The organism is Kroppenstedtia guangzhouensis (assembly GCF_014637345.1).
In the GTDB taxonomy this organism is placed as follows: domain Bacteria; phylum Bacillota; class Bacilli; order Thermoactinomycetales; family DSM-45169; genus Kroppenstedtia; species Kroppenstedtia guangzhouensis.
In genome coordinates this window covers 178,580-200,407 of the sequence record NZ_BMEX01000002.1, presented here as the reverse complement: position 1 = coordinate 200,407, position 21,828 = coordinate 178,580, and the positions used below count along the sequence as shown (strand labels likewise).

Here is a 21,828-nt window from a genome sequence, read left to right as displayed (position 1 = left end):
CACCATTATCGCCAAAAGGGTGTTCATTTTTACGTGATGTTTTTATCAGATGTCACCAACGTCCGGGCCGGGCCATAGTCTGCATAAAGAGTGTCTCTTTGCAGGGATGGGGAACAAAAAAATGGCGGGGGAAGATGGTGCGATGGTTTACAGTGTCCTAACGATTTATTTGTGTTTGATCTTCTTGTTTTCAGCGATCTCTAAATTGATTCGGATCCGATCTTTTGTTGAATTGGCCCGGGCCTATGAAGTCCTGCCGTCCCCCTGGGACAGGATCTTCGCCTGTCTGTTGCCCTTTATAGAAATGGGGGCTGTCGTTCTTCTTCTGTTCCGGCAAACGAATGTGTGGGGGTTGTTGATCTTGGTGGGATTGTTGTCGGCTTTCGCCTGGGCCGTGGGGTCGGTGATCGGTTCCGGCAGAGTGATTACCTGCGGTTGTTACGGAAAATTTATGGATGCCAAGGCGGACGGGTTCACTCTCGTCAAAATCGCGTCTCTCTTTGTTGTTTGCATTGTGCTGATTTGGGGACAAACCCCAGGTGCCGGGATCGATGTCCGGGTCCTTCCATTCATTGTCGGTGCGATGCTGTTTCTGTTCACCCTGTTGGCCCAAAAAATATGGATGTCCCACCAAAACATCTTGGCCGGCCTGCAGAAAGGAGGAAAGCCATGAATGAAGTGTTGTTGTATTCCAACATTTTATTGTGGTTGGCGGTGTTGTTGATCGGGTTTACCCTGTTTATTATTTTCCGACAATTTGGTGAAGTCTATTTGAGCACGGGGGAAAGTATCGCCCGGGATGGAATCGCCATCGGGGAGCGGGCCCCCTCCCTGTCAAATCGCAAAGCCTGGAACGGGCAGCCGATCTCCTCCCATTTGGCAAAGCCGGTGCTTCTGGTCTTTCTCAGCCCCACCTGCAAGGCATGTATTGATCTAATTCCGGACTGGAATCAGGCGGTTCATCAACAACGGGAGATCCATTTCCGTGTCGTTCTGGTGGGGGACAGACAAAAATCGGAGAAAATCCTGAAGGGACGAACGCTGGAAGGAGAGATCATTCTGGATGAGGATCACAGCATTTTGGAGGAACACCGGATCCGGGTGACCCCTTTTGCCTTGATCCTGGATGAAGAGGGAGTGGTGCGGGGCAAAGGGCTCTGTAATGGCACCGGCCATATTGATAATCTGATCTCTTATCTGAAGAGTGAATCGGTGGCTATTTAAAAGTGTTGTAAATTCGTACTGGTCGGGCCGGTCGGGATGGGGTTTCACATGACCTTTTCGTTGTTCTGAACTGCCCAAGTCACTCCCTATGAAACCCAACCCTCCCTGCATGGCGTGACCGGGAAGCGAAACGACCCTGGGTGTAGGTATGATGACTTTTTCACAATACTTTCAGAGGAGGGAGGAAGATGACAAAATGGAGAAGGTTGTTCGCAGAGTTGCGGAGAAAATCGCCGGATCGGTGAACGGAAATGAAGAGCTGAAAGTGGTGATGACGAGTGCTTTTCAGTCTTTGATGAGATTTTCCAAGTGGCCCTTTTACACCTTGGCCGTCTCCCCCCGTTGGTGTGAGGCTACTCGGCCGGGGGACCGTTGCCATCCGCCCAATGGTCGTTTTTGCGGGGGTTGTCCCGATGTCAGCGGAAACAGCAAGTGCCCTGCAGGGTATCAAGTCTCCTATGCTTGGTGGAATCAAACCGGTTGTTGGTGTGAGACTTCATCATCAGTCACCCTAGTCTGTTGCGACTGCACTACGGAAAGCAACCCTTCTGTTCGCCATCCTACAGATGTGGCTGCGGCTGGGCCGTTCCCAGTGACATGCAGTAACCTGCGGGAGGTGAAATCATGACGGAGTTCTCGGAGTGGATCACCGCTGGAGGCGTGGCCGCTTCCCTGGCATGGATCGCCGGAATTACCACTTTTTCCACCCCTTGAGGGATCAACGTGACCCTGGCGGTCCATCCTCCCGGCGGGAGGGAATCCATCGGAGTCCTCAGCAAAAAAATTCTGATTTACACTGCTTCGCTGATGTTATCGGGTGCTTTGACAGGTTTTTTGTATTCGATTTTATTCTTTCTGATCGGAACTCTCTTGCCTGAACCGGTGAAAATCATGATCCTCTCCAGTCTTGCCTTTCTTTATATCCTTCATGAGGGGGGAATCTTCCGGCTGAAAGTTCCGCAGCATCATTGGCAGATTCCCTCCACCTGGGTCAACCGGGGGGATGGACGGGATCTGATGGTGTGGGGCACGGTCCTCGGGGCGGGAATTTTCACTTATATTCCCCATGTCAGTTTTTATATCTTGTACCTCTTCACCGGTTTTTTCATGAATCCCCTCATCGGAATCCCGATGGGAGCCCTCTACGGTTTCTCCCGCATGTTGCCAACCTGGGGCCTGGCCCTGGCTTCCCGGATGTCCGGGCGGCAGCGGGCTCTGGATCTCACCAGGGCGAAGGGGGTGAAGATTCTCAATCGTGGGCTGAATGGGATCGTGTTGATGATGACCTTGATCTATCTTGTCCTTCAAGCATAAAAAAGCCCCGGCGGGGGCTTTTGAAATCGGATTACTCCGCCAGGACGGAGCGGATGTGGTCGAGGGCCCAGTCCAGCTCTTCCCGGGTGATGGTCAGCGGTGGGGCAAAGCGGATGGTGTTCTCGTGGGTTTCTTTGCAGAGAAGACCGACATCCGCTAGGCGTTCACAGTAGGGGCGGGCGGGTTCATGCAGTTCCATTCCGATGAAGAGCCCTTTGCCCCGCACTTCCTTGATAGCGGGATTTTTGATCTTTTTCAGTTCATCCATGAAATGTTGTCCCAGTTCCCGGGAGCGTTGGACGAGGTTCTCCTCTTCCAGGACATCCATAGCAGCCACGGATACGGCGCAGGCCAGGGGATTGCCGCCGAAGGTGGAACCGTGGGAGCCCGGTTCAAACACGCCGAGGATCTCTTCATCGGCAGCCACGGCGGAGATGGGCATCACCCCACCGCCTAGGGCTTTCCCCATGATGTACATGTCCGGTTGAACCTGTTCCCAATCACAGGCGAAGAGTTGGCCGGTCCGTCCAAAACCGGTCTGGATTTCGTCGGCGATGAAGAGGACCCGGCTCTCTTTACAGATGGCGGCTGCCTCCTTGAGGTAGCCTTCCGGGGGTACGATCACGCCGGCCTCCCCCTGGATCGGCTCCACCAGAAAAGCGGCGGTGTTGGGGGTGATCGCCTGCCTCAGAGCTTTGGTGTCGCCGTAGGGGACGATTTTGATCCCCGGAAGCATCGGTCCGAAGCCCCGCTTGTATTCGTCGCTGGAGGAAAGGGAGACGGCAGTCATGGTTCGGCCGTGGAAGTTTTCCACGCAAGCAATGATTTCCGCTTGGTTATCAGGTACCTTTTTTATATCGTAGGCCCAGCGCCGGGCCGCTTTGACAGCGGTTTCAACCGCCTCCGCACCGGTGTTCATCGGTAAGACCCGTTCTTTCCCCGTGAGTTGAGCCACTTTTTCATAAAACCGTCCCAGTTGATCATTGTGAAAAGCGCGGGAGGTGAGGGTCACCTTGTCCGCCTGTTCCTTCAATGCCTGGATCAGTCTGGGATGGCGGTGACCGTGATTCAGGGCGGAATAGGCACTCAGCATATCCATATAGCGCTTGCCGTCAGCATCTTCCACCCAAACGCCTTCCGCCTTGGAGATGACGATGGGGAGCGGATGGTAGTTCCGGGCTCCGTATTTGTCTGTGAGGTGGATCAATTCTTGGTTTCGTGACATCGGTATCCTCCTTTTTCTTGCGCTCTTCCCGTCGCCTCGCCGGACAACGGGGTTCCATTTCCAAGTGTACCATCAAGACCCCGATATAAGAAGGTTTCCCGGCAAAACGGATAAACATTGGCTGGCATTGTTAATCATGCATTCGTCAAATTGGCTGTTGACGAAGCTGAAAACCCCCAGTATAATAAAATACAAGTTTTCAGACTGGAATAACTCCATAAACATTGAAAAGACGCTCTTATCAAGAGAGGCGGAGGGACGAGCCCGATGAAGCCCGGCAACCCCGGTCATTCAATACCGGAAGGTGCCAATTCTTGCAGAGCCTCAGAGGCTGCTGAGAGATAAGAGAAGGGTCTGTTTTGTGTGTGAACAAAGCCTCTTCTCTCATCGGGAAGAGGTTTTTTAATTCCTGAGGAGGCGATTTTTGTGAGTGAAAGGGAGCGTTCTTTTCGTCCTGAAACCTTGGCGGTCCATGCCGGACAGGAACCTGATCCCGTGACCCGTTCCCGGGCGGTGCCGATCTACCAGACCACCTCCTACACTTTTGACAACACCGACCATGCGGCTAATCTCTTTTCCCTGGCGGAACCGGGAAATATCTACACGAGAATCATGAATCCGACCCAGGATGTGTTTGAGCAGCGAGTGGCAGCCTTGGAAAGGGGAGTCGGGGCACTGGCGGTCAGTTCCGGTCAAGCGGCGATCACGTATTCCATCCTGAACATCGCCAAAGCCGGGGATGAGGTGGTGGCTTCCAGCAGCCTGTACGGTGGAACCTACAATCTGTTCCGTCACACATTGCCCAAATTGGGTATTCAGGTGAACTTTGTGGACCCCTCAGAGCCGGAAAATTTCAAACAGGCGATCACCGGGAGGACGAAGGCGGTCTTTGGGGAAACCATCGGGAATCCCAAGGGAGATGTGTTGGACCTGGAGGAGGTGGCAATGGTGGCTCATGAAGCGGGGGTTCCGTTGATTGTGGATAATACCTTCGCCACGCCCCACCTGTTGCGCCCGATCCAATTCGGTGCGGATATCGTCGTCCATTCAGCCACCAAATTTATCGGCGGTCACGGAACCTCCATCGGCGGTGTGATTGTCGATTCCGGAAAATTCGACTGGAATAACGGAAAATTCCCGGGACTGGTGGAGCCGGATCCCAGTTATCATGGGATCTCCTATTCAGAGGCTCTCGGTGAACAGGCTTATATCGTCAAAGCCCGGGTCCAGCTTCTGCGGGATCTGGGGGCCGCACTCTCCCCCTTTAATGCATTTCTGTTGCTTCAGGGATTGGAGACCCTTCATCTGCGGATGGAGCGACACAGCGACAACGCCCTGAAGCTGGCCCGCTGGTTGCAGGAACATGAGGCAGTCGACTGGGTGAGCCATCCCGGCCTGCCGACTCATCCCGATTATGACAAGGCGAAGAAGTATCTGCCCAAGGGACAGGGAGCTATTTTCACTTTTGGCATCAAGGGTGGAGTAGAAGCGGGGCGCCGTCTGATCGATAACTTGGAACTCTTTTCCCATCTGGCCAACGTGGGGGATGCCAAATCTCTGGTGATTCATCCGGCCAGCACCACCCACCAGCAGTTGACGGAAGAGGAGCAACAGGCTGCCGGAGTCAACCCGGAGTTGATCCGCCTTTCCGTCGGCATTGAAGCGGTGGAAGATCTAATCGCGGATTTGGATCAAGCCTTGAAAAAAAGTCAGCACCCGGTACAGATGTGAGTGTGTTTCTTTTCCATCTGCAATGGCAGTGGCAAGGGAGGAGGAAGGATGCACAAGGAGACGATTCTCGCCCAGATGGGGAATCATCGGGAGCGGGAGACGGGAGCGATCAGTTTTCCCGTATACCACTCCACCGCTTATCGACATCCCGGCCCTGGCCGAAGCACTGGATTTGATTATACCCGGACCGCCAATCCCACCCGGTCGGTGCTGGAAGAGGCGATCGCCGAATTGGAAGGGGGCGATGCCGGATTTGCCTGCAGTTCGGGAATGGCGGCGGTTCAGACGGTGATGGGGTTATTTTCCCAAGGAGATCACCTGATTGTCTCCCTCGATTTGTACGGGGGGACCTATCGCCTGTTTGAGCGGGTGTTGGTGCACCTCGGTCTCTCCTTCAGCTATGTGGATCTGCGGGATTTGCGGGCGGTGGAAGCGGCGGCGACTCCACAGACCCGGGGGATTTTTATCGAGACACCGACCAATCCCCTGATGCGGGTGACGGATCTGACCGCTCTCTGCCGAATGGCCCGGGACAAGGGGTGGCTTTCCATCGTGGATAACACCTTTATGACCCCTTATTGTCAGCAGCCTTTGTTGAAAGGGGCGGATGTGGTGGTCCACAGTGCCACCAAGTATCTCGGTGGTCATAACGATGTGTTGGCGGGACTGATTATCACCGCGACCCCTGCGTTGTCAGAGCGTGTGGGTGAGCTGGTAAATACGCTGGGGGCAGTACTCGGGCCTCAGGAAGCATGGCTGTTGATGCGGGGGATGAAAACCTTGGCCCTCCGGATGGAAAAGCATCAGGAAAATGCGATGGCCATTGCCCAGTACCTGTCCACCCATCCTGCTGTGGATCAAGTGTATTACCCGGCTTTTTGCCCCGGAGAGCGCAAGGTGCAGGAAGGGCAGGCTACGGGATATGGCGGGATGCTCTCCTTCCGCGTACAACAGAAGGAAATGGTGTCTCCATTCTTGTCCAATCTAGGGTTGGTCTCCTACGCGGAAAGTCTCGGCGGAGTGGAAAGCCTGATTACTCATCCGGCCACCCAGACCCATGCTGACCTGCCGGAGGAGATTCGGAGACGGACAGGAGTTTGCGACCGGTTGTTGAGGATGTCTGTCGGAATCGAACATTTGGAAGATCTCGTCGGAGATCTGTCCCGCGCTTTGAATCACGCCCGGGTGGTCGTATGAGGGGCGAAAGGAGGAGAGTGGGATGAAATTTGCAACCCGGCTTCTGCATAACGGAAATGAAATCGACCCCGAGACCGGGGCGGCCAGCATTCCTCTTTATCAAACATCCACTTTTCATCAATCGGACCTGGATCATCCAGGTTCTTACGATTACGGACGCTCCGGCAACCCCACCCGTCATGCGTTGGAACAAACTTTGGCGGAACTGGAGGGAGGGTGCCGGGGGTTCGCCTTCGCCTCGGGGATGGCTGCCATTTCTACGGTTCTTCTCCTGTTTTCCGAAGGGGATCGCTTGATTGTCTCTGAGGACTTGTATGGAGGAACCTACCGTCTGCTGACCAAAGTGCTTCCCCGACTGGGAATTCGGGCGGATTTTGTGGATACTACCGATCTGGATCGGGTGGAGGCGTCGATCGGGCCCGATACCCGGGGGATCTATATAGAAACCCCTTCCAATCCCACGCTCAAAGTGACCGATCTCAGGGGGGTGTCCAGGCTGGCCAAGGATCACGGGTTGCTCACCCTGGTGGACAACACCTTTCTAACTCCTTGTCTTCAGCGTCCTCTCGAATGGGGAGCGGATTTGGTTATTCACAGTGCCACAAAGTTTATCTCCGGTCACAGTGATGTGGTGTCGGGAGCGGTGGTGGTGAGAGAGAAAGAGTTGGCCGAAGAGATCGCATTTTTGCAAAACACCCTCGGCTCGATCCTGGGAGTGCAGGATTCCTGGCTCACCCTGCGGGGGCTGAAAACCTTAAATGCGCGGATGGCGGCGGCGGAAGCTGCCGCGGACCGGATCGCCCGGGAGCTGGGACGGATTCCGGAGGTTCGCCAGGTTTATTACACCGGGTTGGAAGACCACCCTGGACATCGGTTGCAGGCGGCTCAGGCCGATGGTCACGGAGCGGTCCTTTCATTCGACCTGGGGAGTGAAGAAATGTCCCGAAAGGTCCTCTCCCGTGTTCAGTTGCCCTTGGTTGCTGTCAGTTTGGGAGCGGTGGAAAGTATTCTTTCCTGGCCGGCTCGGATGTCCCATGCTGCTATGCCTCGGGAAGAACGGTTGAACCGGGGAGTCACCGACGGTCTTCTCCGCCTGTCTGTGGGTCTGGAAGATCCCGGGGACCTTCTGGAGGATCTGGAGGGGGCCATCCGGGGACGACGGATTGTCTCCGCCGGTATGGAAGGGCGGGCCTCAGTCTTGTGACCGCTTATTTCTTTCTCCGGGATCTTCCTGAAATAACCGCCCATCCAAATCGGATTCGGGCGGTTTTTGTCTGTTTCGGAATCATGTAAAATAGATGGGAATCAGAAAAGGAAAGGGAGCATCCATACTCATGACGATCAAATCCGATAAATGGATACGAAGAATGGCAACCGAACAGGGAATGATCGACCCCTTCGTTGACAGCAATGTGGGCAAAGGGGAAGCGATCAGCTTCGGTTTGTCCAGTTACGGCTATGACCTTCGCGTGGGAGACGAGTTCAAGATATTCCACAATGCCCTGATGCCGGTGATCGATCCGAAGGCGATCAGTGCCGACTCCTTTCTTGACTACAAAGGGGATGTTTGTATTATCCCGCCCAACTCCTTCGCTTTGGCCACCTCTGTCGAGTATTTCCGCATTCCGGAAAATGTGCTCGCGGTTTGTGTGGGCAAATCCACTTATGCCCGCTGCGGGATCATTACCAATGTGACTCCTTTTGAACCGGGGTGGGAAGGGCATGTGACCCTGGAGATCTCCAACACCACCCCGCTGCCGGCCAAGATTTACGCCAATGAGGGGTTGTGCCAGGTGCTGTTCTTCGAAAGTGATGAAACCTGTGAAGTCTCCTACAAGGCGAAAAAGGGAAAATACCAAAACCAGCGCGGTATCACCCTGCCACGGATTTGAAACCGGGAGAGAAACGGAAGCTGTGGGTGCGAAAAACCTTGGCTTCCGTTTTTGACTCCGGGATTGTTCAAGAAATATTCAAACAGTAGGCAGTGCAAAGAGAAAAAATTATATTAAAATAAATGCACATGAAAATGACACCTCAACTTCGGGGTCAATTTTCGAAATATTTATTTCAAACAGGAGGTTTTCATCCAGTATGGCAAAATACAGAGCAAGATACGTTTTTGGCGGAACCAAATCCGGAGAGGTTCTGGACCAGCTCCAACCCGGTGATGAGCTCTCTCTGATCGGGGCCTTCGGCAAGGTGAACCAGCTGAAGATTCTGGAGAGTTATCGGTATAACAACCGACAGGTGTATGTGACGGATGGGATGGGTCTGATCTATGCCGATGAAGTGGTCCCGGTCAGCCTGCCCACCTGGAAGAAAGGGGAAGTTTCCCGACAACCTCAAGTGGTTTAAGGTGTGGGCAACTCCATTTTGCGATGGACCGGGGGAAGCGGTTATCCCCCCTCCCGCGGCTTAACACCGCCCGCTGAATCCGATTCAGCGGGCGGTGTTTGTGAGGGGATCAATTCCGGCGGAAATAGCCCATTACATCCACAGTCTGGGTGATGTTGACAAAGGCCTGGGGGTCAGCTTTCCGGATGACCCGCTTTACATCTTCCAGTTCATAGCGGGTAATCACAGTGAAAAGAACTTTGCGTTTCTCCGCTGTGTACGCCCCTTCCGCATCGATCACGGTGATCCCCCGGACAAAGTTGGCCAACAGTTTTTTCTTGATGGCCTCTCCTTTGTTGCTGATGATCATCAGAGTCAGTTTCACATGACGGGTGTGCACCGAGTCAATCAGTTTGCCGGAGGCAAAGATGGAGATCATGGTGTACAGAGCCCGATCCCAATCGAAAATAAAGCCTGAAACAAAGACAACGACGGCATTCATGCCGAAGATCAGCTCCCCGAGAGGGAACTCTTTTTTCTGGTTCACCACCATCCCGATGATGTCGAATCCGCCTGTGGAAGCGCCGGAACGAAAGATCAGACCGGTGGCTGCACCCACGATCACGCCTCCGAAAACGGAAGAGAGAATGGCATCGTCAGAGATCCCGCTCACCGGGATCCATTGCATGCTGATGGAAGTGACACCCACCGACAACAAACTGTAGGCGATAAACCTCTTTCCCAATCGGAAATAGCCCAAGAGGAGGATCGGGATGTTCAGCAGGAAGATGATGACTCCGGTGTTGAAAGGGGTACGCAAACCCAGGATCATGGCAATCCCGGACACCCCCCCGCTCAGGATTTCCTGGGGCAACAGAAACATATTGAAGGCGAAACCGATCAAGGCGGACATCACAATGATTGTGACAATCTCGACCAGACGGCGCAACAAGGCGCATGGCCTCCTCTCGTTCAAATGGTGATCTAGGCACTCAGCCAAAATGATCTCGGAGAATCCCGCCGGACTGGAATCCCGTTGAGAGGGGATTCGAACCACCCAGGGTGGGGTGCGTGACGGAAAGCCTCTTCAGGGGTACATATCCCTATTTCATGCTACCACCGGATTCACCTCTGCCGCAATCGGTTTTCTCGCAGGTGCCACGACTGGAAGCGTCGCCTCAATTCTTCCAGGGTGATCCTGGAAGGATCAGCAAGGATCCAGTCGGCTTCCGGAGTGAGTTTGCAAAAGCAGATACCGACAACGAACGTGCGGCCTTCCGGATGGACGGATCGGGTTTTCCCTTCTTCAGTCTGCCGTATCCGACAGCGTCGAACTTTGAATGGAGAAACGGCAGCTTATCCACTGTCCCGGAAACTCCGGCAAAGGAAAGCCGGCCTTCATGCTCCCGTAATCCCGCGAAACGGTGAACGCTGAAAAGCCAAGCCCCAGACATAGCTGCGGTATGGATCTATCCTCCACATTTTGGTTATAAATATCCAGATTCATCCGGGGGATTCTGGGGTTCAGGGTTCGTGGAATTCAAAATTCCACCTCTTTTCCTCTCGTCTGAACCGGTGGGATAGTAAAAAATATGGCCAGTAACAGGTTCACCTGTTTCAATACCTTGTGTCTGTACATCAGCGAACAATTTATCCTTCCTTCGTAATACTCCAGCTTCTCGGGATCGATGGGTTAAATCGGTTTCTCTTTCCATGAATATCCCCCCTCTTTCGGTTGGTTGCGTTCTTGCAACTCCCGAGATTCTTTTGACGGGAAAAAACGTTTTCCACAAGATAAAAAAGATTTTTGATTGCTGCATCGTCCCGCCGCCATTATACTACTGAAGCCGGATTCTATCCTGTCTCTTCATGTGATAGGATAACAGAGGACGGAGTCCAGTGGGCAGGTCGGGTGTGGAAGTTGGGGGGGGCTGGGGGGGCATGGTTCATTTTGGGTTCACATTTTTACAACTGCCATCTCTCCGGAATTTCCTACATATGATACAATATTTCTCAGAGCTGAAGGAGGGTTGAGCGGTGGCGAGGCAAGATAAATCCCGTTCGGACAGAGGACGGGAAGAGTCATCGGCGGGCAAACCCGCAGGACGGATGCGAAAAGTGTGGAAAGGAATCCTTTTCACATCTTTGGTACTTATTACATTAATTGCAGTGGGAAGTGTGGCCACAGTGGGGGCTGCCGCGGGTTATGTGGCGTCCTTGGTCAAAGATGAACCAGTCAGGGACAAAGAAGAAATTAAGGTGAAGATCACGAGTTGGACTCAGACCAGTCACGCTTATTTCCGTGATGGAACCCCCATCGGGAAATTGAGTGGAGGGGAAGACCGGAAAGTGGTGACGACGAAGGAGGTCAGTCCCCTCCTGATCGACGCTTTGCTTTCCACCGAAGACCGGGAGTTTTACACTCACAACGGGATTGTTCCCAAGTCCCTGATGCGGGCGGGGTACCAGATGGTTTCCGGAGCGGAAATACAGACCGGGGGAAGTACGATCACCCAGCAGCTGGTCAAAAATCTTTTTCTCGACTACAGACAGCGCAACATGGACCGCAAAGCCAAGGAAATCTTTCTGGCGATGCGGATGGAGCGGCTGTTCAGCAAAGAAGATATCCTGAATGCCTATCTCAACAGCGTTTACTTCGGAAAGAACGTCAGCGGCCGCAATATGTTGGGAGTCCAGGCGGCGGCCAAGGGGATTTTCGATGTGGATGCGAAGGATCTCAATCTGCCGCAGGCCGCCTATATTGCGGGCATGGTGCAGCGCCCCAACGCCTACAACCCATTCCGCGGCGAGAAGAATCTGGAAAACGGCAAAAGGCGGATGAAGCAGGTTCTTCGAAATATGGTGGAGAATGGAAAGATTTCCGAAGCGGAATACCGGAAAGCGGCCGCTTACGATGTGAAGGGTGCGATCAAAACCAAGGATGATACCGCGATCGCCTTCCGCAAGTATCCTTTTATCACTATGGCAGTGGAGGAAGAAGCGGCCAAGGTTTTGATGAAGGTGGACGGGAAAGACGCCAAGAAGCTGAGCAAACAGGGAAAATACCGGGACACACTGGATAAATACCAACAGAAAGTGTTGACCGGCGGCTATAAGATCACCACCACCCTGGATGAGAAGCTGTACAATGCGATGAACGAGGCGTCCCGTAACACTCCCTTTGCCGACAGCAAAGAGGAGGTGGGTGCGGTTCTGCTCGATGTCAAAACCGGGGGTACCCTGGCTTTTGTCGGGGGCCGGGATTATAACAAGAATCAGAAAAACCACGCTCTGGACATGCAACGACAACCGGGATCATCCATCAAACCGCTTTTGGACTTCGGTCCGGCCCTGGACCGGGGAGTCATCTCTCCCGACTCGATCATCATTGACGAACCACTGAGTGCCGGTGGCAAAACGTATCGAAACTATACCCATCGGTATGACGGTGCCATGACGGCCCGTGAAGCATTGGCAAAGTCAATAAACATTCCGGCGATCAAAATGTTACGCTCCATCGGCATTCAGACGGGATTCAAATATCTGCGCAAGATGAACTTCCCCATTCATGAATATGACGGTGAATCTTCCGCTATCGGCGGGTTCACCTACGGCTTCGACGTGCAACGGATAACGGCAGGTTATGCCATGCTGGGGAATCAGGGAAAATTCAACGAACCGTACATGATCAGCAAGATTGAGGATTCCAATGGAAAAGTGATTTATGAACACAAGAGCGAACCGGTGCAGGTCCTCTCCCCCAGGGCGGCCTATTGGACGACAGACATGCTCAAGGATGTGGTCCGGAAAGGAACCGGTACCCTGGTTGGCAAGAGCTTTCCGGGATACCATCTGGCGGGGAAAACGGGAACAACCAACTCCACCAAGGATGTTTGGTTTGTCGGATATACGCCGGATGTGGCTCTGGGAGTCTGGACCGGTTATGATTATCCCAAAAGGATTCCCAATGACAAACGGGCGAGATATGTCTGGATCAATCTGTTCCGGGCGGCAGTCAAAACCGATCCCAAGCTGATCAGCGGTGCAGGCTTCCCGGCCCAGCCTGCATATCCCTTCAAATGTTACGAATGTAACCGGGTCAAGAAAGAGGAGAAAAAAGAAGAGAAAGAAGAGAAGCGGGAGGGACAGACAAGTCAACCCTCCGCCCCTCAACAGCCTTCGAACCAGAGGGAAGAGCAACGTGATAGGCCTCCCGGGAACGAAGGAGACAATGGGCATGGACAACCGGGAACCCCCAACCCTCCCCCGAATGAGGGAGACCCCCAGTCCACAGATTAAAACAGAAACTGAACCCCCGTCACACGGACGGGGGTTTTACATTGTATAAAAGTGATCATAAAAAAGGGAATTGTCATTTTTTGTGGAAATATTGCACCATCTGTATTTTGGAAAGGTTGTGACTTGATGAAGCGGCCTTTCTTTGTGTTGGCTTTGGGGTGGGCCTTCGGGATTGGTCTGGGACAGTGGTGGGGTGGCACATGGCTGGTTTGGGGAGGCTTGGGCGGAGCGGTGCTGTTGGTCGGGGGGATCGGGTACTACTGGCGGATGCGGGGGTTGGTTTTAACCCTCTTTTTCGCAGGATGCTTTTTGGGAGCGGCTCACTTTCGGGGAGTCGATGTGAACAATCGCTCCCAAATTCCTGTTCCTGCAAACTCCTCAGTTCAAGCGGTGGTGGAAGGGAGAATGGACACTCCGGCGAAAGTGGACGGGGATCGGGTTGAGCTGGCGATTCGCAGTCAGCGTGTCCGGTTGGGACAACGGGAACTGAATGTGGAGGAGAGGATTCAATTTCAATTCCGCCTTCGCAATCCAGGAGAGAAACAGGCTGTTCTCCGTTTGGGGCGGGGGACGGAGATTGTGACCACCGCAAAGTTGACACGGCCGGATCCTCCACGCAATCCGGGGGCATTTGACTATCGCGGCTATCTCCGCCGACAGGGAATTCATCTGTTGGGAGAAGGGAATCTCCGGGATGTCCGAATCTTGTCTGAAACTTTTTCCATCCGGAGGCAACTGGACCGGTTGCGGGACCGGTTGGAAGAGCGATTGGACCGTCTCTACCCTTCGGATCATGCGGGGTTGATGAAGGGGATGCTTCTTGGAGACCGGGAGGCGGTTCCATTTGAAACGGAAGAGAATTTTCGCTCTCTCGGCTTGGTGCATCTGCTGGCCATTTCAGGTCTTCATGTGGGGGTGTTTGTGGGTTGTTTGTATGGGATTCTCACATGGGTCGGAGTGACAAGGGAGAAAACGGCGTTTATCTGTCTCCTGTTTCTCCCCTTCTATGCAATGTTGACCGGGGCTGGCGCACCGGTGATTCGGGCGGCGGTGATGGCCGGGATGGGTCTGGTGGCGGTGATCCTGAACAGGTGGAAAGACAGTCTCTCCTTCCTCGGGCTGGCGGCACTGGTGATGTTGTGGTGGAATCCGTATCAGTTGATGGAGGCAGGGTTTCAACTCTCCTTTATGGTCACAGGTGCCCTGTTGGTGGCGACGGGTCCCTTGAGCCGCCGGATTCCCACCCCCTGGCCCCGTTTCAATCAGCTGATGGCGGTCACGCTGATTGCTCAGATGGCATCATTTCCCTTGCTTATTTACCACTTTCACGAATTTTCCCTTCTCTCCTTTGCAGTAAATGGGATTGTCGTCCCGGTGATGACCGCTTTGGTCATCCCTCTGGGCATGCTCTCTCTGGTCATGGGACTGTTTCATGTCACCCTCGGTTTTTGGCCAGCCTGGATCAGCTCAAAACTGCTTTCAGGAGTTCAGTATCTTTTATCTTTCCCGGCGTCCTGGACAGGGTTTCGCATCCCCTGGGCTCCTCCGTCGGGGATGTGGATGGCCGGATATACCGGTTCCGTCCTTTATCTTTTGTGGGCTTGGAGTGGAGGGGGGCTGCGGCGGGCCCGGCACGGTGGGTTGTCCTGGATGATCGCCATCGTGGTGGTGATCGCTTCTCTCCCAGGATCTGTTGGCGGAGATCGGGAGTTGCGGATCACTTTTATCGATGTGGGACAGGGGGATGCCACCCTGATCGAAACGCCGGGTGGCCGGGTGATTCTGGTGGATGGAGGTGGGACGCTGCCTTGGCAAAAAGAACCCTGGCAAAAGCGACGGAAGGAGTTTGAAGTGGGAAGAGATGTCTTGGTCCCCTATCTGAAATACCGGGGAATCCGTCGCGTGGACTGGATGGTGATGACCCATGGGGACGCGGATCACATCGGCGGGTTGCGAGCAGTGGTTGAGGAGTTGACAGTAGTGAGGGTGTTGCGTAACCCATTGCCTCCGGGGACTGGATTGGAAGGGGAATTGATGGGGACGTTGTTCCGACGAGGGATCCCGGTCACCGTTTCCAAACCGGGAACATGGTGGGAGCCGGAGCCGGGAATCCGGTTGCAGGTTCTCCATCCCCCGGTGGCAGATCCAAAACCCCGATCTGATAACGAGGCTTCTGTCGTCCTTCTGTTGACGGCTTTCGGACATTCCGTCCTGTTGCCCGCGGATCTGGAGGAATCGGGAGAGCAGGAAATTTTGGAGCGCTGGCAACTGCCGCGGATCGATTTTTTAAAGGTGGGTCACCATGGGAGCCGGACCTCCACGGGAGAGAAGTGGCTGGAGACCCTCCGTCCCCGGGAGGCGATCATCTCTGTCGGCAGGGGAAATCGTTTCGGCCATCCGGCTCCCGAAGTGGTGGACCGTCTGAAAGTGCGAGGGATCCGCCTGTGGAGGACTGATCAGCACGGGGCAATCATCCTCCGAATCCGTCCGCAAGGGGTGAAAGTGGAGTCGATGATTCCCCACTCACAGGGATGCCGGCGGGAGAAACTCAGGATATAATAAGGTGGAAAGTTCGGACTACAGGAAAGGGGATTGATCCATCATGATCATTGTGACAACAGAAAGTATACCCGGACGCAGAATTCGGGAAGTGAAGGGATGGGTCAAAGGAAGTACTGTGCAGGCAAAACACATTGGCAAGGATATCTTGGCCGGATTGAAAAATCTCGTGGGTGGAGAGATCAGCGACTATACCGAGTTGCTCACGGAGGCCCGTCGGGTCGCCATTCAGCGGATGACCCAGGAGGCGGAAGAACTGGGGGCTGATGCGATCGTCGCCGTCCGTCTGCAGACTTCTGCAGTGATGGATGGTGCTTCGGAGATCATCGTATATGGAACGGCCGTGGTGACAGAACCGGTGACAGATTAGATGTGAGATGAATCGTCATGAAACGCTCTTCGGTCTTCGAGTGAATTGTTCTGGCTGGATCCTTTGGGTGAGGTCGTTCCTGTCTGAGTGATTGGAAATCTATATTATAGGAATAACTTGAAAAAAGCCGATTCCTTTGTGACCGGGAACGGCTTTTTTAGTTATGAATCCGGTACTGCTTTGAACCTGAACATTATCGTAATTCAAAGTTGAGCCGGCTCTGGAAGCGTTGTGAAAAAATTGTCACAGGGAGAGTTGAGTTACATATGAAGCGTCTTTGGTTCATCAGAACCAATGAAGCGGAATGTGAATCCCAATCCCGGCCGACCTGGCCAGCACTGATTCACAATGCTTCTGGGCCCATCAGTTCCGACTTGATCCTGTACAAACAATTGTTTATCATATAAACAGTTGTTTGTAAAACGGAGGGATATCCATGAGGGTGTCATTGTCACAGAAGGAGAAGCAGGTTTTGGAACTGATTCGGAAAAATCCCTTTGTGACACAGCAGGAACTGTCCAACCAGCTGGGCCTGTCCCGATCAGCGGTGGCCGGTCATGTCTCCAGCCTGACCCGAAAAGGACAGATAGTTGGGAGAGCCTATATCCTTCCTGAACGGAAGGGGCTGGTCTGCATCGGAGGGGCCAATGTGGATCGTAAGGTCCGCCTCCACGCCCCTCTCCGTCCGGGAACTTCCAATCCGGTGAGGGGCATGCGCACTTTTGGGGGGGTGGCCCGCAACATTGCTGAAAATCTGGCGCGAGCCGGAGTGGAAGTCTCCCTCCTCACCGCTGTCGGAGAGGACCGGGACGGGGAGGCGATTTTGGATCACTGCCGGGAGTTCGGTGTAGATGTCAGCTTATCGACCCGGTGGTCCGGGTATGAAACCGGCAGTTATACGGCGGTGTTGGAACCGGGAGGGGAGATGGCTCTCGCTTTGGCGGATATGGAAGTATTGGATCAGATCGTCCCCTCTCTGCTGGAGCGGTTGTGGCCGAGGATCCGTTCTGCGGAAACTGTGGTCGCTGATACCAACCTGCCGCCGGAGACTCTGGCGGTGCTCATCCAACGCTGTCGGGAGGATGAATTGGATCTTGCTATCGTTCCGGTGTCAGTTCCAAAGGCGGACCGGCTGCCGCAAGATCTCACCGGCGTGACGGTGTGGGTCGGCAATGCGGATGAAGCGGCGGCAACCATCGGAGCCGGGATCCGGAGGGAGGAGGATGGAATGGAGGCCTGCCGGATGCTCCGGCAGCTGGGCATTCGAAATGTGGTCCTCACCCGGGGGGCGGCTGGAATTCTTTATGCCGGTGAAGGAAATGTCGAAGGGAGGCTGGAAAGCCCGGTGGTGGAGGTGGTGGATGTCACCGGAGCGGGGGATGCTTTTGCCGCAGGGGTGATCGGCAGTCTCCACCTGGGGAGCGGATTGGAAGATGCCTGCCGCAGGGGCCTCACTTTTGCCAAAGCAACATTGGAAACGGAAGCAAGTGTCGCCCCAGGTCTCGGAGAGGGAATCTGGAACGAAGAGGGAGGAAAAAAACGATGAAAATCCAAAACCGACTGGAATTCACCCCCGAAGTGCATCAGGCTTTAGCCACCGGAAAACCGGTGGTTGCCTTGGAGTCGACCATCATTTCTCATGGGATGCCTTATCCTGAGAATGTGAACACGGCAAAAGCGGTGGAAGAGATTGTCCGCAGCCGTGGTGCGGTCCCTGCCACCCTTGCCATTTTGGGCGGTAAGGTGAAGGTGGGGCTGACCGAAGCGGAGTTGGAACACCTGGCTCACAGTAAGGATGTGCTCAAGGTGAGCCGCCGGGATCTGCCCTACGTGATCTCTGCGGGAAAAGACGGGGCGACGACGGTGGCGACCACGATGATCCTGGCGGAATGGGCCGGGATCGATGTGTTTGTCACCGGAGGGATCGGAGGTGTTCACCGGGAAGGGCAGAACACTCTGGATATCTCTGCCGATCTGAATGAATTGTCCCACACCGATGTGGCGGTGGTTTGCGCCGGGGCCAAATCGATCCTGGATATCGGATTGACCCTGGAATACCTGGAAACCCACGGGGTTCCGGTCGTCGGGGTGGGGACGGAGGAGTTTCCCGCTTTTTATTCCCGCCGTTCCGGTTTTTCTCTGGATGTTTCACTGAAGACCACCGGGGAAATTGCCCGCCTGATCCATACCAAATGGTCCTTGGGGTTAAAAGGCGGAGTGGTGGTGGCCAACCCGATTCCCGAGGAAGACGCTCTGGATGCCGATGAGATGGACGACATCATCCGACGAGCTCTCGCCGAGGCGGAGAAACAGGGGATCACAGGGAAGGAGGTTACCCCTTTCCTGTTGGATGAGGTGAAAACCATGACAGGCGGGGCCAGCTTGCAGGCCAATATCGCCCTGGTGAAACACAATGCCCGGGTGGGAGGGGATCTGGCTGTTCAGTTGGCCGCTTTGAGTCGTTCCTGACCTGTCCCAAAAGTGGCACCCTCTCCTGGTATTCTGATGATGGAACTTCGCACAGCTTTCACTCTGCTTTTGCGACCGGCGGCACCGGTTGCCTTTTTTAACGGACCCGGGACAGTGCCATGAGCAAAAAGCCCCGCCAACAGATGGATCCGGTCCGTACCGAGGTGTGAAGCATGAGAGGAAGGAGAAGATGTCAAACGGTCCACCATCCACTTCGAACTCCTCCCCAAGGCTGTGGATGAACTGGGAGAAAGGACGTCGGAAACCCTGACGGGACTTTCCCTATAGGTGCAATGTGCGTGTCAGAACACGATCCTCCCCACTTAAAATACGGATAATGAATACATTTGAGCCTTCTTTCTTTCGCCGATCGTGTAAAACAACCGGATCCGGACAAATAAGCAGAGTGCGCTGGCAAGAATCTGCACCCCCTTGTCCGGAACCTCCACCGGAATCCCCTTTGACTTTGCTACTGCTCCCCTTCCCTTCCGAGGATCGGGGACTTTTCTCTGTGATACAATGGACGGGAACAGGAATGAAGCGGAGATTTGGCAAAAGGCGGGATGGTGGAGTGAGGTTCGAAATCCATTGCAACTTTTGGTGGCATGGATCCGTCAATTCTGCCAGGAGGGATGGATTTGCTCGAGGGGGATCAGGTACGGCGGGCCCAGGATGGAAACCGGGAAGCCCTGGTCGGATTGCTGAAAGAGCTGGAAGGACCGGTCTATCGTACAGCTTTGTATATGTTGGGAAATCAGCAGGATGCCCTGGATGCGGCTCAGGAGGCACTTCTCCGTATTTATCGAAACCTACCCGGTTACCGGTTTGAAGCGAAGGTGGAAACTTGGGCGCAACGGATCGCACTCCACACAGCTGTCGACTTTCTGAGAAGGAGGAAAAAAATCCTTCCTCTGGATGAAGGGATGGATCCCGACCGGGGGCGGCGGGAAAGTCCGGTGGAATGGGCGGGGGTCTCCCACGATGTGAAATGCGCCATTCACCGGTTGCCGGAACCTCAGCGCAGGGTGGTCATCCTACGTTATCTACAGGATTTTACATATGAGGAGATCGCGGAGACGACTCAATTACCGTTGAATACAGTCAAGTCGCACCTGTTCCGGGGACGCAAAAAACTGCAAAAGTGGTTGGCGGACTATCGGGAGGGAGGGGTGCGCCCATGAATTGCAAAGAGTGGCAGGATTGGATCCAACGGAATCTGGATGGAGACCTGTCTCCCGCGGAGGGAGAGGAGCTGAACCGTCATCTGTCCACTTGTCCCGTATGTGCACAGGTGGCCCGGGAGCTGGAGAAAGTATCCCGTCTTCTGTCTGGATTGCCGCGTCCGGAACCGCCGGTTTCACTGGTGGATCAGGTGCTCAATGACAACACGACGATGCCACCGGCGGAGCCCGTGGTGAATTCGCCCCGGTCCCACAGGAAAAAGTGGCTGTTCCGCACCATTCCGGCGGGGGTGGCTGTGGCTGCTGTCATCCTGGCGATGGTCAGCTTAAAGGATGGATTTCCTATCGGAGGGAAATCGCGACCGGATTTGGAGGGGTTTGAAATGGAAGAAGCCGATCTCCCCCCGGAAACTTCCAAGGAGAACAAATCCGGCGTGGACTCTCTCATGTCAGGGGAGGAAGAGTGGTCTCCGGGAGGGGAGTATCAGGCCATGATTTCGGAGAACCGTGTGATCGTCCGGAATCAAAAAGGTAAAGTGATATACCGATCTTCCCCTTTGCAGATGAAGGAGGAGATCCAGCTGGAATGGGAACGGGCGGATATTTTGATCATTCGGTTTCCGGAGTCGGGAAAAAGCAAAAGGGTAAACCTCCCCAGCCCGGATGGGGACCAACCAAGTTCGCAAAACGGAGGCGCGCATCATGGATCGCAAGTGGATCAAGGAGATTGAGTCCGGTCGGTACGCACCGGTCTACCTGTTTTACGGAATGGAGACTTTCCTCATGGAGGAGGCGATCAAGCGTCTGGAGGACGCGGTGCTGGGTGTTGGGGAGGATCGGGAATGGAATCATACCGTGATGGATTTGGAGGAGATACCGGTCCAAGACCTGGTGTTGGAGGCGGAAACACCTTCATTTTTTGGCAGGCATCGGTTGGTAGTGGGGAAGAACGCTTGGTTTCTCACCTCTGCACAGGGCAGGAAGAAACAAGAGCACCGGCCGGAGGAGCTGGTCCGCTACGCCACCCAACCCCTGGAAGGGAATGTGCTGGTCCTCACCGTGCCCGCGGAAAAGCTGGATGCCCGGAAAAAAGTGGTGAAGAAGTTGAGGAAACAGGTCCGGGAAGTCGTTTTTCACCCCCTGGATTCCAAGGAGCTCCCCCGTTGGGTGGCAGAAAAGCTGAAAGAAACCGGGGTGGAGGTTCACCCCAAGACAGGGGAAGTTCTCATCCGCCAGGTGGGAGGGGATTTGCGTCTCCTCGACATGGAAATCCGGAAGCTGGCTACCTATGCGGGGCCTTCCGGTAGAATCACACCCGAGACAGTGACGGAGCTGGTCTCCCGCACCTTGGAGCAGGATGTGTTTAAACTGGTGGATCGGGTCGCACGACGGAGGGTTGCGGAAGGAATCGCTCTCTTTTACGATCTGTTGCAGAACCGGGAAGAGCCGATCCGTATCCTGGCATTGATCATCCGCCAATTTCGCCTGATGCTCCAGGTGAAGGTGTTGGCTGCCAAGGGGATGTCTGAGCGGGAGATCGCATCCACCCTCAAAGTTCATCCTTATCCGGTGAAACTTGCCTTGCGACAGGTCAGCTCCTGTTCGGAGGGAGCCTTGCGGGAATGGCTGTTCCGGGCGATCGAGGCGGATCGGGCTATCAAATCCGGCCGGATCGATAAGACCTTGGCGGTGGAGCGTCTGATCCTGTCCATCCGGTGAAAGGCGCCGGGTTTGAAGGATAGCCACTCTGGAAGCATTGTGAAAAGCTGTTCACAGGGAGGGTTGGGTTTCACATGGAGTGTTTTGGCAGTTCGGAAACGAAAAGGTCATGTGAAACCCAATCCCGACCGTCCAAGAACGCACTAAATCACAACGCTCCTAGTGTCCTATGGATACAACTTTCCATGTCTGGATATGATCTTCAC

General features: G+C 54.4%; 21 protein-coding genes and 1 riboswitch. Of the genes, 17 read left to right on the top strand and 4 right to left on the bottom strand.

Annotated elements, in window-relative coordinates; translation table 11 throughout:
* The first annotated feature begins 121 nt into the window (after positions 1-121).
* The 4 genes from IEV46_RS03540 (at position 122) to IEV46_RS03525 (ending at position 2,538) form a co-directional block, all read left to right on the top strand.
* On the top strand, positions 122-673 hold the full coding sequence (locus tag IEV46_RS03540; RefSeq protein WP_188429959.1) for a MauE/DoxX family redox-associated membrane protein: 552 nt from the start codon (positions 122-124) through the stop codon (positions 671-673).
* Positions 670-1,224 (top strand): TlpA family protein disulfide reductase, encoded by a 555-nt coding sequence (locus IEV46_RS03535; protein ID WP_188429957.1) that lies wholly within the window; start codon positions 670-672, stop codon positions 1,222-1,224. Before IEV46_RS03540 ends, IEV46_RS03535 begins: the two co-directional genes overlap by 4 nt.
* A gap of 196 nt (positions 1,225-1,420) precedes the next feature.
* On the top strand, positions 1,421-1,852 hold the full coding sequence (locus IEV46_RS03530; RefSeq protein WP_188429954.1) for a hypothetical protein: 432 nt from the start codon (positions 1,421-1,423) through the stop codon (positions 1,850-1,852).
* Positions 1,853-1,947: 95 nt separating this feature from the next.
* Entirely contained in the window at positions 1,948-2,538 is a 591-nt protein-coding gene (locus tag IEV46_RS03525; protein ID WP_188429952.1) for a hypothetical protein, read from the top strand.
* 31 nt (positions 2,539-2,569) lie between these two features.
* On the opposite strand, the gene IEV46_RS03520 is transcribed toward IEV46_RS03525, so the two are convergent.
* Positions 2,570-3,763 (bottom strand): ornithine--oxo-acid transaminase, encoded by a 1,194-nt coding sequence (locus tag IEV46_RS03520; RefSeq protein WP_188429949.1) that lies wholly within the window; start codon positions 3,761-3,763, stop codon positions 2,570-2,572.
* A gap of 235 nt (positions 3,764-3,998) precedes the next feature.
* Positions 3,999-4,111: riboswitch (SAM riboswitch) on the top strand.
* 78 nt (positions 4,112-4,189) lie between these two features.
* Between IEV46_RS03520 and IEV46_RS03515 the strand changes: the two genes are divergently transcribed.
* The 5 genes from IEV46_RS03515 to IEV46_RS03495 all read left to right on the top strand — a co-directional run bounded on the left by IEV46_RS03515 (position 4,190) and on the right by IEV46_RS03495 (position 9,046).
* Positions 4,190-5,494: a homocysteine synthase gene (locus IEV46_RS03515; RefSeq protein WP_188429947.1), complete on the top strand. Its 1,305-nt coding sequence runs from the start codon at positions 4,190-4,192 to the stop codon at positions 5,492-5,494.
* Positions 5,495-5,542: 48 nt separating this feature from the next.
* Positions 5,543-6,691 carry an aminotransferase class I/II-fold pyridoxal phosphate-dependent enzyme gene (locus IEV46_RS03510; protein WP_188429945.1) on the top strand — a complete coding sequence of 383 codons (1,149 nt, stop codon included), beginning with the start codon at positions 5,543-5,545 and terminating at the stop codon, positions 6,689-6,691.
* Positions 6,692-6,713: 22 nt separating this feature from the next.
* Entirely contained in the window at positions 6,714-7,895 is a 1,182-nt protein-coding gene (locus tag IEV46_RS03505; protein WP_188429943.1) for an aminotransferase class I/II-fold pyridoxal phosphate-dependent enzyme, read from the top strand.
* 130 nt (positions 7,896-8,025) lie between these two features.
* Positions 8,026-8,583, top strand: coding sequence for a dCTP deaminase (gene dcd, locus IEV46_RS03500; RefSeq protein WP_188429941.1), 558 nt, complete (start codon positions 8,026-8,028; stop codon positions 8,581-8,583).
* Between the two features lie 199 nt (positions 8,584-8,782).
* Entirely contained in the window at positions 8,783-9,046 is a 264-nt protein-coding gene (locus tag IEV46_RS03495) for a hypothetical protein (RefSeq protein ID WP_188429939.1), read from the top strand.
* A gap of 109 nt (positions 9,047-9,155) precedes the next feature.
* Here IEV46_RS03495 and IEV46_RS03490 read toward each other — a convergent pair whose 3' ends face one another.
* Together IEV46_RS03490 and IEV46_RS03485 are read right to left on the bottom strand one after the other, a co-directional pair.
* Positions 9,156-9,974, bottom strand: coding sequence for a YitT family protein (locus IEV46_RS03490; RefSeq protein WP_268235873.1), 819 nt, complete (start codon positions 9,972-9,974; stop codon positions 9,156-9,158).
* Positions 9,975-10,512: 538 nt separating this feature from the next.
* Positions 10,513-10,740, bottom strand: coding sequence for a hypothetical protein (locus tag IEV46_RS03485; RefSeq protein ID WP_188429936.1), 228 nt, complete (start codon positions 10,738-10,740; stop codon positions 10,513-10,515).
* A 322-nt stretch (positions 10,741-11,062) separates the two neighbouring features.
* Here IEV46_RS03485 and IEV46_RS03480 point away from each other — a divergent pair, with 322 nt between their 5' ends.
* The 5 genes from IEV46_RS03480 to IEV46_RS03460 all read left to right on the top strand — a co-directional run bounded on the left by IEV46_RS03480 (position 11,063) and on the right by IEV46_RS03460 (position 18,722).
* On the top strand, positions 11,063-13,324 hold the full coding sequence (locus tag IEV46_RS03480; RefSeq protein ID WP_188429934.1) for a transglycosylase domain-containing protein: 2,262 nt from the start codon (positions 11,063-11,065) through the stop codon (positions 13,322-13,324).
* 126 nt (positions 13,325-13,450) lie between these two features.
* Complete coding sequence (locus IEV46_RS03475; RefSeq protein ID WP_188429932.1) at positions 13,451-15,883, top strand: DNA internalization-related competence protein ComEC/Rec2; 2,433 nt, start codon at positions 13,451-13,453, stop codon at positions 15,881-15,883.
* A 43-nt stretch (positions 15,884-15,926) separates the two neighbouring features.
* A complete protein-coding gene (locus IEV46_RS03470) occupies positions 15,927-16,253 on the top strand; it encodes a YbjQ family protein (RefSeq protein ID WP_188429930.1) in 327 nt (108 codons plus the stop codon).
* A 436-nt stretch (positions 16,254-16,689) separates the two neighbouring features.
* Positions 16,690-17,799 carry a carbohydrate kinase gene (locus tag IEV46_RS03465; RefSeq protein WP_188429928.1) on the top strand — a complete coding sequence of 370 codons (1,110 nt, stop codon included), beginning with the start codon at positions 16,690-16,692 and terminating at the stop codon, positions 17,797-17,799.
* A 2-nt stretch (positions 17,800-17,801) separates the two neighbouring features.
* A complete protein-coding gene (locus tag IEV46_RS03460; RefSeq protein ID WP_308420269.1) occupies positions 17,802-18,722 on the top strand; it encodes a pseudouridine-5'-phosphate glycosidase in 921 nt (306 codons plus the stop codon).
* On the opposite strand, the gene IEV46_RS03455 is transcribed toward IEV46_RS03460, so the two are convergent.
* Positions 18,695-18,931, bottom strand: coding sequence for a hypothetical protein (locus IEV46_RS03455; RefSeq protein ID WP_188429924.1), 237 nt, complete (start codon positions 18,929-18,931; stop codon positions 18,695-18,697). The genes IEV46_RS03460 and IEV46_RS03455 overlap by 28 nt on opposite strands.
* A gap of 423 nt (positions 18,932-19,354) precedes the next feature.
* Between IEV46_RS03455 and IEV46_RS03450 the strand changes: the two genes are divergently transcribed.
* From IEV46_RS03450 to holA, 3 genes are read left to right on the top strand one after another with little or no spacing between them, the layout of a single operon-like run.
* Positions 19,355-19,903: an RNA polymerase sigma factor gene (locus IEV46_RS03450; protein WP_188429922.1), complete on the top strand. Its 549-nt coding sequence runs from the start codon at positions 19,355-19,357 to the stop codon at positions 19,901-19,903.
* A complete protein-coding gene (locus IEV46_RS03445) occupies positions 19,900-20,634 on the top strand; it encodes a zf-HC2 domain-containing protein (RefSeq protein ID WP_188429921.1) in 735 nt (244 codons plus the stop codon). Before IEV46_RS03450 ends, IEV46_RS03445 begins: the two co-directional genes overlap by 4 nt.
* On the top strand, positions 20,606-21,622 hold the full coding sequence (gene holA, locus IEV46_RS03440) for a DNA polymerase III subunit delta (RefSeq protein WP_188429920.1): 1,017 nt from the start codon (positions 20,606-20,608) through the stop codon (positions 21,620-21,622). Before IEV46_RS03445 ends, holA begins: the two co-directional genes overlap by 29 nt.
* Positions 21,623-21,828: the final 206 nt, after the last annotated feature.

Bases quoted from the DNA above. Each gene is read 5' to 3' on its own strand.
- IEV46_RS03455 (WP_188429924.1), bottom strand. From the start codon at position 18,931: ATGGTGGACCGTTTGACATCTTCTCCTTCCTCTCATGCTTCACACCTC.
- holA (WP_188429920.1), top strand. From the start codon at position 20,606: ATGGATCGCAAGTGGATCAAGGAGATTGAGTCCGGTCGGTACGCACCG.
- IEV46_RS03450 (WP_188429922.1), top strand. From the start codon at position 19,355: ATGGATTTGCTCGAGGGGGATCAGGTACGGCGGGCCCAGGATGGAAAC.
- IEV46_RS03510 (WP_188429945.1), top strand. From the start codon at position 5,543: ATGCACAAGGAGACGATTCTCGCCCAGATGGGGAATCATCGGGAGCGG.
- IEV46_RS03485 (WP_188429936.1), bottom strand. From the start codon at position 10,740: ATGGAAAGAGAAACCGATTTAACCCATCGATCCCGAGAAGCTGGAGTA.
- IEV46_RS03470 (WP_188429930.1), top strand. From the start codon at position 15,927: ATGATCATTGTGACAACAGAAAGTATACCCGGACGCAGAATTCGGGAA.
- IEV46_RS03530 (WP_188429954.1), top strand. From the start codon at position 1,421: ATGGAGAAGGTTGTTCGCAGAGTTGCGGAGAAAATCGCCGGATCGGTG.
- IEV46_RS03465 (WP_188429928.1), top strand. From the start codon at position 16,690: ATGAGGGTGTCATTGTCACAGAAGGAGAAGCAGGTTTTGGAACTGATT.
- IEV46_RS03495 (WP_188429939.1), top strand. From the start codon at position 8,783: ATGGCAAAATACAGAGCAAGATACGTTTTTGGCGGAACCAAATCCGGA.
- IEV46_RS03520 (WP_188429949.1), bottom strand. From the start codon at position 3,763: ATGTCACGAAACCAAGAATTGATCCACCTCACAGACAAATACGGAGCC.
- IEV46_RS03505 (WP_188429943.1), top strand. From the start codon at position 6,714: ATGAAATTTGCAACCCGGCTTCTGCATAACGGAAATGAAATCGACCCC.
- IEV46_RS03445 (WP_188429921.1), top strand. From the start codon at position 19,900: ATGAATTGCAAAGAGTGGCAGGATTGGATCCAACGGAATCTGGATGGA.
- IEV46_RS03540 (WP_188429959.1), top strand. From the start codon at position 122: ATGGCGGGGGAAGATGGTGCGATGGTTTACAGTGTCCTAACGATTTAT.
- IEV46_RS03475 (WP_188429932.1), top strand. From the start codon at position 13,451: ATGAAGCGGCCTTTCTTTGTGTTGGCTTTGGGGTGGGCCTTCGGGATT.
- dcd (WP_188429941.1), top strand. From the start codon at position 8,026: ATGACGATCAAATCCGATAAATGGATACGAAGAATGGCAACCGAACAG.
- IEV46_RS03535 (WP_188429957.1), top strand. From the start codon at position 670: ATGAATGAAGTGTTGTTGTATTCCAACATTTTATTGTGGTTGGCGGTG.